This is a genomic window from Polaribacter atrinae (assembly GCF_038023995.1).
In the GTDB taxonomy this organism is placed as follows: domain Bacteria; phylum Bacteroidota; class Bacteroidia; order Flavobacteriales; family Flavobacteriaceae; genus Polaribacter; species Polaribacter atrinae.
On the sequence record NZ_CP150660.1, the window covers coordinates 25,001 to 39,338 of the forward strand.

9 protein-coding genes and 2 rRNA genes (1 of these 11 only partly in view) are annotated in these 14,338 nt (G+C 29.7%); 6 read left to right on the forward strand and 5 right to left on the reverse strand.

All coding sequences use genetic code 11. From position 1 onward, the window contains the following. The 3 genes from WG945_RS00115 to WG945_RS00125 form a co-directional block, all read left to right on the forward strand. Positions 1-200: ribosomal RNA gene (locus WG945_RS00115) — 23S ribosomal RNA — on the forward strand; it begins 2,685 nt to the left of the window's first position. A gap of 107 nt (positions 201-307) precedes the next feature. Then, positions 308-417, forward strand: a 5S ribosomal RNA gene (rrf, locus tag WG945_RS00120). Between the two features lie 1,126 nt (positions 418-1,543). Next, positions 1,544-2,740 carry an IS256 family transposase gene (locus WG945_RS00125; protein WP_038527458.1) on the forward strand — a complete coding sequence of 399 codons (1,197 nt, stop codon included), beginning with the start codon at positions 1,544-1,546 and terminating at the stop codon, positions 2,738-2,740. Positions 2,741-2,797: 57 nt separating this feature from the next. Here WG945_RS00125 and WG945_RS00130 read toward each other — a convergent pair whose 3' ends face one another. The 3 genes from WG945_RS00130 to WG945_RS00140 form a co-directional block, all read right to left on the reverse strand. Beyond that, positions 2,798-4,573, reverse strand: a complete 1,776-nt coding sequence (locus WG945_RS00130; RefSeq protein WP_068448569.1) for an AMP-dependent synthetase/ligase — start codon at positions 4,571-4,573, stop codon at positions 2,798-2,800. Positions 4,574-4,943: 370 nt separating this feature from the next. Next, entirely contained in the window at positions 4,944-5,738 is a 795-nt protein-coding gene (locus WG945_RS00135; RefSeq protein WP_068448574.1) for a pentapeptide repeat-containing protein, read from the reverse strand. A 255-nt stretch (positions 5,739-5,993) separates the two neighbouring features. Next, positions 5,994-6,821, reverse strand: a complete 828-nt coding sequence (locus tag WG945_RS00140) for a DUF6597 domain-containing transcriptional factor (protein ID WP_068448568.1) — start codon at positions 6,819-6,821, stop codon at positions 5,994-5,996. A 378-nt stretch (positions 6,822-7,199) separates the two neighbouring features. On the opposite strand from WG945_RS00140, the gene WG945_RS00145 reads away from it, so the two are divergent. The 3 genes from WG945_RS00145 (at position 7,200) to WG945_RS00155 (ending at position 9,254) form a co-directional block, all read left to right on the forward strand. Beyond that, a complete protein-coding gene (locus WG945_RS00145) occupies positions 7,200-7,946 on the forward strand; it encodes a GIN domain-containing protein (RefSeq protein WP_082864175.1) in 747 nt (248 codons plus the stop codon). Positions 7,947-8,238: 292 nt separating this feature from the next. After that, positions 8,239-8,802 carry a hypothetical protein gene (locus WG945_RS00150; protein ID WP_068448566.1) on the forward strand — a complete coding sequence of 188 codons (564 nt, stop codon included), beginning with the start codon at positions 8,239-8,241 and terminating at the stop codon, positions 8,800-8,802. Continuing rightward, positions 8,793-9,254 carry a hypothetical protein gene (locus WG945_RS00155; protein WP_068448565.1) on the forward strand — a complete coding sequence of 154 codons (462 nt, stop codon included), beginning with the start codon at positions 8,793-8,795 and terminating at the stop codon, positions 9,252-9,254. Before WG945_RS00150 ends, WG945_RS00155 begins: the two co-directional genes overlap by 10 nt. A gap of 40 nt (positions 9,255-9,294) precedes the next feature. Here WG945_RS00155 and WG945_RS00160 read toward each other — a convergent pair whose 3' ends face one another. Together WG945_RS00160 and purL are read right to left on the reverse strand one after the other, a co-directional pair. Next, complete coding sequence (locus WG945_RS00160) at positions 9,295-10,524, reverse strand: threonine/serine ThrE exporter family protein (protein ID WP_068448564.1); 1,230 nt, start codon at positions 10,522-10,524, stop codon at positions 9,295-9,297. Between the two features lie 81 nt (positions 10,525-10,605). Beyond that, positions 10,606-14,298, reverse strand: a complete 3,693-nt coding sequence (gene purL / locus WG945_RS00165) for a phosphoribosylformylglycinamidine synthase (RefSeq protein WP_068448563.1) — start codon at positions 14,296-14,298, stop codon at positions 10,606-10,608. Between the last annotated feature and the right edge of the window lie 40 nt (positions 14,299-14,338).

Genomic DNA, 14,338 nt, shown 5'->3' on the forward strand with positions numbered 1-14,338 from the left:
GTGTACCTGTTGTTTCGCCAGAAGCATAGCAGGGTAGCTACGTCGGGAAGGGATAAGCGCTGAAAGCATATAAGCGCGAAACCCACCACAAGATGAGATTTCTTTAAAGGGTCGTTGGAGATTACAACGTTGATAGGTCATAGGTGTAAAGGCAGTAATGTCATAGCCAAGTGATACTAATAACCCATAGACTTATGTACGCTTCCCGCCGAAAGGCGGGAGCATAGACTCTTTATTTATTAGACGATTTAGATATTATTTTACCATATGTTAACTTATACAGTTAAATAAATTTAGCTGAAAATTTTAGGGTGGTTATAGCATTGGGGCTCACCTCTTCCCATCTCGAACAGAGAAGTTAAGCCCAATCGCGCCGATGGTACTGCATTTATGTGGGAGAGTAGGTCGCCGCCTTTCTTTAATCTTGAGAAATCAAGATCTTAAACCTCAATTCTTACGAATTGAGGTTTTTTTTTGCTCTAAATTTAAATGGTTTATTTGCATTAGACATACTGCAAAAAGGTATCATTAATATCTGCTGTTTTTTGACCTTATAATCTTAATTGGCTGGTGTTATTGTTAAGCCTGTTCTAATATATTTCTGATAAAATTTATCAAGTATAGGTTTAGTAATAGATAAAAAAAATCAATTGAAATCTATTTTAAATATATGTTTACGAAGTGTTTTTTTTAGTTTGGTTAATGTATAAGGATATTTGTCTATTGTTAACTTGAATCTCTAATTTTTTATGAAGTATTAATTTTACATTCTTTTTGATTTTAATAAATAAAACAAGTTTAGTTTTTTTTCTATTTTTTTGATGTACTGTTAACTTTATAATATTGTTATAGGTATTAATCGCTTAGGATATAAAAGGTATGCTCTTGTTATAAGAATACCTTTAATTATTAAGTAATATTTCTTTTTGATGGATTAAGTTAATTAAGGATCTTATCGATTATTTATGATAACGATTACATCACTGATTTTTGATCGTATATATAGAGTCTCTTACCAATTTCACGTATAACCTTATAAGTTTTCTGCTATTTATTGATTCAATGAGAATGTTTTATAAGGCATAATTTTAGTATAAGCAGTTTAAACAACTTCTAGTAATAGTATGTAAACGTTAAAAGGTAAATACGTCTTTAACTTGTTGTTTTTGCGTGAAGGATAGTAGGGGAAAGCCCACAGTGAGGCACGAACGAGGACTTGTAACGGATAGCCTGACCATTTATATTCTATTTTTTATAATTTACTTATTTTGTAGAAAATGGGCACGCCCTAAATATTAATTAAAAGAAGAGTAACTCTAATTTCGAACATATTTTTAAAGTTTAAGGCTACAAACTATAACCGATATAATAGTTATTTGGTTAAACTAAAAATGAGCGTAAAGTTTTATTATTAAACTTACGCTCATTTCAATGAAATTAAAATATAGAAGGCAGTATCTCATAAACTGTGTAAGTTTTAAAATCTCAGGTTAAATATTAATCTGAGATTTTTTTATTCATTAATTTTAACTTTTACACACTTATGAAACCAGAAGATTTATTAAACGAAGACTTTTTAAAACAATTCAAGAATGCACCAGAGCTAACATCCTTTTTAGAACAGTTGCACAAACGTGGTATTGAGAAGTTACTAGAAGGGGAACTAGATGCCCATTTAGACTACGATAAGCACAAAAAAAGTAAAGCAGCCAACCTTCGAAATGGTTACACTAAAAAGAAATTAAAATCCGTTTTAGGAGAAACAGAGATTCAAGTTCCTCGAGACCGTGATAGTTCTTTTAATCCTTTAATTGTAAAGAAAAGAGAAAGTACAACAGAAGGCATCGAAAATATTATTATATCGCTTTATGCCAAAGGCATGAGTAACAGTGATATTGAAGAACAAATACGTGAGCTGTACGATTTTAATATTTCTACATCCACTATTTCAAGGATTACAGATAAGATTACAGAAGATGTTATTGCTTGGCGGAACAGGCCTTTGGAGGCCACTTACCTAATTGTTTGGATGGATGGCATCGTATTTAAAGTTAGGGAAAACTCTAAAGTCATAAACAAGACTATTTATATTGCAGTAGGCCTGAGAACAGATGGCAAAAAGGAAGTCCTAGGATTATGGTTAGGTAAAAATGAATCTTCAGCCTTTTGGATGAGTGTTTTAACCGATATTAAAGCTCGAGGAACTCAAGATATACTTATCACAGCTACCGATAATTTAAATGGATTTACGGATACTATTAAAACTATTTTTCCGAAATCAACGACTCAAATTTGTGTTGTGCATCAAATAAGAAATTCGTGTCGTTACGTGGTCTGGAAGGACAAAAAGGAATTTACTCGTGACATGAAGCAAATCTATACTGCTCCTACAAAAGAAGCTGCCAAAGCTGCTTTAAATGACTTCAAAACTAAATGGGATTCTAAATATTCTTACGCCATTAAAAGTTGGGAAAATAATTGGGATGAGCTTACAGTATTCTTTGATTTTCCTATTGAAATAAGAACCATAATCTACACCACAAATCTTATAGAAAACCTAAATGGAAAGATACGGAAATACACAAAAAACAAACTCTCGTTTCCAACCGATGAAGCAGTTATGAAATCCGTGTTTTTAGCTTTGAGAGAAAGCACTAAAAAATGGACCATGCCAATCAGAAATTGGGGAGTGATACTAAATCAATTTTTAGCTATATTTGAAAACAGGATTAAGTTATAAATAACCTAACCCTGAAATTTTGAACTTACACACTTTTTAGGATAGTGTCATATAGAATTAAGATTTATAAATTTTATCAAATAATTCTTTATAGATTTCTTTAATAATTGCACGTTTCATTTTCATGGTTGGTGTTAAATGTCCGTCTTCAATTGACCATACGTCTGGTGTAAGTTCAAAACGTTTTATTTGTTCCCATTTACCAAAGTTTAAGTTACACTTATCTACTTCTTTCTGAATACGGTCAATAACAATTTGCGAATTAGCTATTTCTTTATTACTTGTACCAATATTTAAGTTTTTATGCTTAATCCATTCTTTTATAAAATCAAAATTTGGTTGTATAAAAGCAGCTGGCATTTTTTCTCCTTCTCCAATAACCATTACTTGCTCTATAAATAAAGATTGCTTTAATTCTCCTTCTAATAATGGTGGAACAACATATTTACCTCCAGAAGTTTTAAACATTTCTTTAGTTCTACCGGTAATTTTTAAGAAGCCTTCGCTATCTAGCTCACCTTTATCTCCAGTGTAAAAATATCCTCCTTTTAAAACACTTTCTGTTCTCTCTGAATCTTTATAATATCCTAACATTACATTAGGTCCTTTTACTAAAATTTCACCGTTTTCAGCAATTTTTACTTCAACTTTATCTATTATTTTACCAACGGTACCTACTTTAAAGCCTTTATTTCTTTGGTCATTTACAGAGATTACAGGAGATGTTTCTGTTAAACCATATCCTTCCATTATTGGCATTCCTGCTGCTGCAAATACTCTTGTTAATCTCGGTTGAAGTGCTGCACTTCCGGAAACCATTAATTTTAATTCTCCGCCTAAAGCAGCTTGCCATTTAGAAAAAATTAGTTTTCTAGCTAATTTTAGTTGAGTTTCATACCACCAACCATTTGCTCCATTTGGTTCGTATTTTAAACCTAAATTTACAGCCCAAAAGAACAATCCTTTTTTTATGCCTGTTAATGCTTCTCCTTTTAAAATTATTTTGTCGTAAATTTTTTCATACAAACGAGGAACCGCAGTCATTACTGTTGGTTTTATTTCTTGTGCATTTTCAGATAATTTTTCAATTGATTCTGCAAAATAAATAGAAACTCCACAATATTGATATAGATATAAAATCATGCGTTCAAAAATGTGACAAATAGGTAAAAAACTTAATCCTTTAGATTTTCCATAATCAAAGGGTACCCGTTTTTCTGAACTTAAAACATTGCTAACAATATTTCTATGAGATAACATTACTCCTTTAGGTTTACCTGTTGTACCAGATGTATAAATTAAGGTAGCTAGATCATCTGTTTTTACATTATTTTTTCTTTCTTCAACAACATTTTGATTACTTGTGTCTTTTCCAGATTCTAAAATCTCATTCCAACTTTTTTCACCTTTTATATCATCAAAAGTAAAAACAGCCTTTAAACTTGTGTTACTCTTTATCTTATTAATTTTTTTTAACACTTCTATATCTGAAACAAAGCAATAAATAGACTCTGAATGATTTAGAACATATTCATAATCATCTTCTGAAATAGTTGGATATATTGGTACATTTTGTGCACCAGTTTGTAGTACTCCAATATCACAAATGTTCCATTCTGTTCTATTTGTAGATGAAATTACGGCTATTTTGTCGTTTGGTTTTACACCTAGATTAATTAAGCCTCTACTTATTTGATTGGCTTGATCAATATATTGTTGCGTAGTAATAGATTGCCAATTACCACTTGCCTTAGAAATAAATGCTTTTTCTAAATTATAGGTTTCTAATTGGTAATAAGGGAAATCGAATAATCTTGTAACTTCTATTGCCATATATTCATATTATAATTGAAGTAGGCAAATTAGCAATTTTAGATTGATTTAACAAATACTTATTATAAGAGTTTTTTATTAAGAATAATATAAAATTTATATAACAATATATTCATATTATTAATGAATAGATTATTTACTTATGAGTATTCTATTTTAAGTTGTTTTTTGTTTTTTCTGTATTCTATTATTTATCATAAAAACCTATATTACTGATATTTATAATAAATATTTGGTTTTTTTACAAAAAAAAGCTAGCTTTTGTTTAAAAGCTAGCTATATACGGTTTTGGTTAGCCCCCTAATTCCAACCTCTTCCATTACGAGTGCAATTTAGAATTAATTGTAGATATTAATGCAGGTATAAATACCTATTTTTTATCTAATATGGATTTATTGAAGCTTTTTCCGTTTATTTTGGTGTATTTAGAATCAATTTCATAGCCTACTTTTATATTTGTAATATCAAATTTACCAGAAACTTTCATGTATTTAATATTTAAGTTTTCTTTAAAAATTGTGTTTTTGAAATTTACACCATCTAAAAATTGTGAATATTTAAAAGTAGCATCATCTTTAAATAGGACATCATTAAAACTTGTTGAATTTTTGAACTTTGCATATTTAAAAGTAGCTATTTCATGAAAGGTGGTATTAGCAAAACTAATTTCTCTATCAAATTTAGCATATTTAAACGTGCTATCATCTTTAAAATTACTTCCAGAGAAATCTGTGTTTTTTTCGAAACGAGAGTATTTAAACATTGCTTTACTTTCAAATAGGCAGTTTTTAAAAATTGTTTCATTCTCAAAGCTAGCAGTAAAAGTTAATCCAGTGTCTTCATCTGGTATATATGCTAAAACATCATCTATAAAAGTACAGTTTGTAAATGATACATTTACATCTATAATTTTTTTGATTTCGTTGGTAGAACTATTAGAATTCCAATTAAACCAACTACTTTTCTTTTTATGAGATGTTTTTTTAAGAGCTTCCTTCATATAAGTGAAATCTAACACTCCAATAATAGTTGCATTATTAATTGAAATTGATTTTCCTGTTTTTATGTCTTCCATAATTTTAGAAGCATCTATTTTTTTCTGTGCAACTGTAACAGTAGAGATTAGTAATAAAGTGAAAGCAAGTAGTAGTTTTTTATTTTTCATATCTTTAATATTAGATGGTTTACATATAAGAGACCTTTTTTTTTTTAAGTTGTGACACATTATGAAAAATAAATAGTAGTTTAATTACGTATATATTAAAGTGTTTTTAAAATGCAAAAAAGACCAAATAATTAAATTTGATCTTTTTAAACTCCATAGCAAATATACTTTGTATTACAATTGTAAAATACTTCCCCCAAAATATTTTATAATTGTATAAATAGAAAGACAAATATAGTTCTAGTAATAATTAGTCTATTGTAAAAAATCGTAACTGTTATTTTTTAAAGCTTTTTTTACAAGAATGTAATCTTCTTGAAAATAATTTTTGAAGGATTTTGAAGTAAATAATTTAAAGTCTTTAGCAAAGTGTGATTCATCATAGTAATCATACATATATATTAAGTCTTTTAAATCTATTTGCTCCTTTTCATATTTTCGCATTAAATTTACAAAACGTTTTATCTGAATATATTTTCCAGGTGTTAAACCAACCATTTTTTTAAATTTTGTTTCTAATGTTTTTTGGCCAAAAGGAACAGTCTTTAAAATTTCATTTACAGATAACAACCCTTCTCTTTTATTAATTTCATTAATAACGCTATCAATGATTATAGTATCTTTATTTTCTAGAATAGGTAGATAGTTTAAACAAATAGAAATTTCTTTAAATAGCTTTTCAGAATCATCTGCATTGTTTAAAAAAATAGTTTTTAATTTTTTTGATACATCTCGTTCTACAGATTCTAATGAAGCATGATCGTTTGTTAATAGAGAAAGATCAATATTGGTTAATTTAAAGAGTGTTGTAGGTTTAAAACTAATTCCGCAACAGAACCCTAAGTTGTCAATAAAAAGCGGGAAAGATTTAATAAATTGACCAAATATGGTAAGACCATTTAATTCTTTTTTATTTTTATTCTGAATGGTATATTGGTTTCCAGAATAGAAAAAAGCAATGCTAGAAAATGCCATAGGAATTATGGTTGTTTTTAGAGGCGTAACTTTTTCTGAGTATTCAACACTATAAAATTCGTCCACTAAATGAGAAGTAGTTTCAGTATTATAATATTTTAAATTCATAGGGATTAATTTCTTAAATATAAATAATTATTTTAACCTAAATTTATTTATGATCAGTTATGTTTTTGACTCATATAGATAGATTTCAATAATTATTTTAGTAACCACTTTCTATTATTGGGGGGAATTATGCTTAAAAAATAAGAGTGAAATTATTTTTTAAGGTTCTTTTAGAATGAGTTATTTTTAATTTGTTATACAGCAATAAACAACAGATTTGTTGCCTAATACTTTACTTGTTTTTTCTTTTGTAATAAATAATATCAGTAAAAATATAAAAAAGAGTAACATATTAAAAACCGATTAGTCTTTTACGTAGTAATAGCGTAGTTATAAAATGATAAATTACGTGTAACCGTCAATTTTAAAATAAAAATTATGAAATTTAAATTTATTACTTTCTTTTTAAGCCTGCTATTTTTAAACAATAATGCAAATGCACAAGAAACGATTCCGCTAAGTACTAATTTTAATAAAATTATTGTGAGTCCACATATAGAAGCTGTTTTTATAAAAGGGACTAAAGCCAGTATTGTAATAGAAGCTATAAGCGTTCCTGTAAAGAAGTTTAAGTACGAATTAAATAAAGGAACATTACAAGTCTATTTAGAAGGCGCTAAAACTTATACAAAAAACAAAAAAAGAGTGACTAAAAATTACGAAAAGAAAGTTCCTTTATATAATAATAGAGTAGTAAGTTTAATTATTACTTATGTAGATGTAGACCTCTTTTCTATAAGAGGTGAAGAAAAAATCACATTCCAAACTCCATTAAATCAAAATAAATGTATTTTAAGATTATATGGAAAATCAGAAGTTACCATTCCTACAATTGAAGTTGATAACTTAGATATTTCTATTTATGGTGATAGTTTTTTAAAGATGGAAAAAGGGAATGTTAATAAGCAAAAAATTAAAGCCTACGGTGCAAGTAAAGTCATGGCAACAGAAGTTCTAACCAGAGAAACCAAAATTACAGCCTATGGAAACGGTATATTTCAGTTACATGCATCAGAACTAATTAAAGTAAATTCTTATGGAGAAGCAACTATTTTATATAAGGGAAATGGGCAACTAAAAAAGGGAATTGTTATTGGAGAATCTACCATTAGAAAATTGATTTAGCATTATGGCGTTCCCAAAGGTCGGGCTTTCCGCTATATCTTTTTACTGAAAAAGTAAAAAGGATATCGCTGCAATCCCTAACGCAAAACAGCTTTTAGAGTTTTCTAAAAGCTGTTTTTTTATGTAAGATGTTATTGTTTTTTTACTTGTTAAAAACAATGATATTCTGCAATACACTTTAAACTTAATTGGTTTATATAAGTTACTCAAAAATTTATTAAAATGCTCTTAAATAAGAAAGCTTACACAAGTAATTTAAGTATTTTTGCAGCTTATAAATTTAATACATTTTATGCTTAAAAAGCACGTAAAACAGCTTTCATTCAGTTTAATATTATTAAGCCATTTAGGTTTTTTAGCAGCAATATTATATGAAAAACAACAGAACATTTATGTTTCTGTATTTGTTGTTTTGGTAATTGTTTTGCTTTTAATTAGGTATAAGAAAACATCGTTAAAAGCTAAAAATCATGATTTAGAACATGTGCTAACTGTCGCATTTGTTTTTTTTGGAGCAATTATTACCTACGTTTTAAGTGTTTCATTTAAATTAAGTAGTGTTTTAGCAGCAAGTTTAGTAGGTTTAGTTGTTAGTTTTGTTCCTACCTTTTTTAAAAAGAATAACTTTATTAAAGGAATGCCTACGGCTGTTTATTGTGGTGCTTTTGTAGGAATGACAAATGTTAATATTGCTCCGGATTATATATTTATAGCCCTAGCAAGTGTTATAACTGGTTTTCTGTTAGTAGGTACAAAAGATGCTTTTCATGGTTTTGGCGGAAAATTAGGGACCTTAGCTTTTGGAGGAGTTACCCTTGCATTTTTTATCACATTTATAATTTCTAGATGGCTATAGATTATTTTATATTATTAATAATAGGAGGGCTTTCTTCTATCATCACTTTTCTTTTACAAATAAAATATAAACAAGGACCCGTTAGGTCCTCTTCTTTAGTTGGTGTTTTTGTAGGAGTTTTTGTTTTAGTATTTCCTAATTTATTATCTACATACTTAACAGAAAATTTACCATTAGTTTGTTTTGGAGCTTCTTTTATAGGTATGGTATCTTCTAAAATTATGTCTGATTATATATTAATCGGGTTTTCAGGTGTTGTTTTTACGATTATTTATTTTAATACAAGCACCTATTTCAGTGGCTTTGGAGGTGGATTAGGCTCTGCAGCTTGTATTGCTCTATTAGTTACTTTAAGTATTCCCGTATTAAAGAAAAAAAGAAAATTAAGCAACGGATTTTTGTTGTTAAGAAGGCAAATGCGCTCTAGAATGAAAAAGAAAAACTACAAATAGATTTCTAAGATTTTTTTAGTTTTAACGTAAAAAAAAGATCTTAATTATTAGTTTCAATTAATTTTTTTCTAGGTTTTCTTTCTCTAAAAGTACCTGCAAAAAGTAATCCACCAATGATAGCCATTAATATAAAAGCGACCTCTTCAAAAATGTTTGCAGAAGCAGTAATAGAAGGATTAAAAAAAGAATTACTTAAGCCCATAAAAGACTTGCTTCCTGGTACAAGCATAATAATACCTTGTGTTAAATATACAGATTTTGGTGTTTTAGAAATTCTGCCGAACAGTCTACTAATACCAACAACGGCTAACGTACCAACAAAAGTACTTACTAATATCCCTAAAACCGATGATAAAAATACCGTAATAAAAAAAGCGAGGACTCCTGTTAAAACTCCAAAAAATATATCTTTTTTACGGACTTGAAATATCGGTAAAACCGTGATAGAAAATATAGGAATGGCACAAAATAAAGTCCATTTTGGCATATCAGACACATAGTGAGTTAGATCAATATCAATTAAAGAAGTCATTAAGCCTAATCCAAGAATTACTCCAAAAAATTGTTTAAACAGTACAATCATAGCATCAAAAAGCTTTGCGCTTCCCGACACTAAACTTTTAGAAGTTATTTCTTCTAATGCGGTTGTAATTGCCAATCCTGGAATAAAAATAATGATGGAGGCTAATATTGTCAAACCTAAATTAAAGTCAGGAAAAACTAAGGATAAAAGGCAACAGATAACAGTTATTACTAAAGCAGATAAAGACTCGAATACATTTTCTACATACTTAGATTTTGTAGCTAAGTAAACGAGTAGGTAAGTGATAGAACCTAATAATAAAGAAAAAATAAAAGACACCCAATTGGTACCAATCATCAAACTAAATGAACCTGCAGCAAAAGTATATGCGAGAAATAAATAAAAATGATTTATTTCTTTGGTTTTAGCATGAATAATATTTAATTCTTCATTAATGGCACTTTCATCAATTTTAGAATCAATAACTTTATTAGTCAGTTCGTCAATTCGAGAAAAAGCCCCTAAATTTAAAGATCCAGGAGGAATACATTCTACATAATTATAAGAATTTTTCTCATCATAAAAAACATAATTTATCCATGTAGGTAAATCCATAAAACTACCTGTTATACCTTTGTTTTGTGCAACTTCTGTTAGGTAAGACTGAATTTTATAGGATGGAATACCATAAGTGTGTAGGGCTTTACCTAATTCAACTATAAACTGATATTTTTTTGGAACTCTCATTGTACTTAATTAAATAGACTTGTTTTTAAAGCCAAAAAAAGGGCTTAAAAAAAGCCCTTTTAGATATACTTTTTTACTCAATTATTTTGTTAACCAGTTTTTAGCATTTACAAATGCTTCTAACCAAGGAGAAACTTCATCTTTTCTGTCTGTTGGGTAATTCGCCCAATTCCATTGAAAAGTAGAACGCTCAATATGAGGCATTGTAACTAAATGTCTTCCAGACTTATCACACATCATTGCAGTGTTAAAGTCAGAACCATTTGGGTTATTTGGGTATCCTGCATAACCATATTTAGCAACGATGCTATAATTTTCTTCAGCTTCTGGTAAGTTAAATTTTCCTTCTCCATGAGAAATCCAAACCCCTAATTCTGTTCCTGCTAAACTAGATAACATTACAGAGTTGTTTTCTTGAATTTTTACAGAAGTAAAAGAACTTTCGTGCTTATGAGAATCATTATGACCTAATTTACCATGTACTTTATGGTCTGGATTAATCAATTCTAATTCCATCCATAATTGTGCACCATTACAAATACCAACAGACAATGTATCTTCTCTTTTAAAGAAGTTTTTTAAAGCAGTGTTTGCTTTTTCGTTGTATTTAAATGCTCCTGCCCAACCTTTAGCAGAACCTAAAACATCAGAATTAGAGAAACCACCAACAGCACCAATAAACTGAATGTCTTCTAATGTTTCACGACCGGAAATTAAATCTGTCATGTGTACATCTTTTACATCAAAACCAGCTAAATACATTGCATTTGCCATTTCACGTTCAGAATTAGAACCTTTTTCACGAATGATTGCAGCTTTTGGTTTGTCTTTTCCTATTACAGGTAATTTACCTGTAAAATTCTCTGGGAATTTATACGTTAAAGGCTGATTTTTATAATTATCAAAACGATCTTGTGCTAAATTATTAGCAGTTTGTTTTTGATCTAATAAGAAAGAAGTCTTATACCAAACGTCTCTCATTTCTGTAACATCAAAAGAGAATGCATCTTCATTATTTTGAATATTTACTTTTCCTGTATTATTTGCAGTACCAATATTGAAAAATTCAATGTTATTTTCTGATAAAATTGTTTCTACAGAAGCATCTGCTTGAAAAACAATTCCTGAATTTTCTGAGAATAATACTTTTATAGCATCTTCTTCATTTAAAGCAGATATATTAAAATCTGCTCCTAAATTTACATCAGCAAAACACATTTCTAATAAAGTAGTAATTAAACCACCAGAAGCAACATCGTGTCCTGCGTTAATTCTATCAGCTTTAATTAAATCTTGAATGGTGTTAAAAACCGTTTTTACATACGCTACATCTGTAACATCTGGCGCTTCGTTTCCAATCGCATTTAATGTTTGATTAAATGAACTTCCACCTAATTTAAATTCGTCTTGAGAAATATTAATATAATAGATATTTCCACCATCAACTTGTAAAAGAGGCTCTACCACTTTACTAATTGCATTACAGTTTCCTGCTGCAGAAATAATTACAGTTCCTGGAGCAATTACTTCTCCATCTGTATATTTTTGTTTCATTGATAAAGAATCTTTTCCTGTAGGAACATTGATTCCTAAACCAATAGAAAATTCTGAAACGGCTTTTACAGCTTTGTATAAACGAGCATCTTCACCTTCATTTTTACAAGGCCACATCCAATTTGCAGAAAGAGAAACACTTTTTAAGTTATCTTTTAAAGGTGCCCAAATTAAGTTGGTTAAAGATTCTGTAATTGCATTTCTAGAACCAGCTTCTGGACTAATTAAAGCAGAAATAGGAGAGTGCCCAATACTTGTTGCAACACCTTCTTTTCCTTTATAATCTAATGCCATTACACCAACGTTGTTCAATGGAATTTGTAACGGTCCAACACATTGTTGTTTGGCAACTTTACCACCAACACAACGGTCTACTTTATTTGTTAACCAATCTTTACAAGCAACAGCTTCTAACTGCAACACTTGTTTTAAATAGATTTCTAAATTTTTGGTTTTATAACGTGGATTTTTATATTTTCTGATCACTGTTTTGTCTGTTAAAACAGTTTTAGGAGAAGAACCAAACATATCTTCTAAGGCTAAGTCCATTGGTTTTACACCAGTAGATTTAGATTCGAAAGTAAAACGATTATCACCAGTAACTACACCAACATCGTAAATAGGAGAACGCTCTCTATCTGCAATTTTATGTAAAGTTTCTAAATGTTTATCAGCAATTACTAATCCCATTCTTTCTTGAGACTCGTTACCAATAATTTCTTTAGCTGATAGTGTAGGATCTCCAACCGGTAAAGCATCTAAATCGATTTTTCCACCTGTATCTTCTACCAATTCTGATAAACAATTTAAATGTCCACCAGCACCATGATCGTGAATAGAAACAATAAAGTTTTCTTCACTTTCTACCATTCCACGAACTGCATTAGCAGCACGTTTTTGCATTTCTGGATTAGAACGTTGTACAGCGTTTAACTCAATTCCTGATGCAAACTCACCAGTATCTGCAGAAGAAACTGCTGCTCCACCCATTCCAATTCTGTAGTTTTCACCACCAAGAATTACAATTTTATCGCCTTCTTTTGGCGTGTCTTTTAAAGCTTGATCTGCTTTTCCGTATCCAATTCCACCAGCTTGCATGATTACTTTGTCGAAACCAAGTTTTCTTGCAGGAGAATCACTTACAGAAGAATTTTCTTCGTGTTCAAAAGTTAAAACAGAACCTGTAATTAAAGGTTGACCGAATTTGTTTCCAAAATCTGATGCTCCGTTTGATGCTTTTATTAAAATATCCATTGGAGTTTGGTACAACCAATCTCTAGCTTCAAATTTGTTTTCCCAATATCTAGAATTCTTAACGGAGTCGATAGAAGCTTCTAAACGAGAATAAGAAGTCATATAAACCGCTGTTCCTGCTAGAGGTAAAGATCCTTTTCCTCCTGCTAATCTATCTCTAATTTCTCCACCAGAACCTGTTGCAGCTCCGTTAAAAGGCTCTACAGTTGTTGGGAAATTATGTGTTTCTGCTTTTAAAGATATTACAGATTCAAAATCTTGTGTTTGATAAAAGTCTGGTTTATCCGCCGTTTTAGGTGCAAATTGTTCCACTTTTGGCCCTTTTACAAAAGCAACATTGTCTTTATATGCAGAAACAATATCGTTAGGAAATTGTTTAGAGGTTTCTTTAATCATATTGAATAGGGAAGTAGGTTGTTCTTCTCCATCAATAACAAATGTTCCGCCAAATATTTTATGTCTACAGTGTTCTGAGTTTACTTGGCTAAAACCAAATACTTCAGAATCTGTTAATTTTCTTCCTATTTTAGTAGCAACACTTTCTAGGTATGCTACTTCTTCATCACTTAAAGATAAACCTTCTTGATTGTTGTAAGCAGCAATATCTTCGATATCTAAGATTGCTTCAGGTTGAATTTCTATGGTAAATGAATCTTGATTTAAGCCATTAAATTTCTCAGAAATCATTGGGTCAAAGTCAGAAAACTCTTCTGTAGAAGCTGTAAATTCTTCTATTCTGATGATGTCTGAAATACCCATATTTTGAGTGATCTCTACAGCATTGGTACTCCAAGGCGTAATCATTGCTGCTCTTGGCCCTACAAAAAAAGCATCAATTGAAGTTTCTTCTATTTTTGGTTGATCTGCAAATAACCAAGTTAATTTAGCAGTCGTTTCTGTACTTAATTTTTTTGTTGTTTGAACAGCGAATATTTTACTGTCTATATTTCCAAAGAAATGAATCATTATTGTGTTTTATTTGGGTGTTGTTGTAAAATGCAAATTT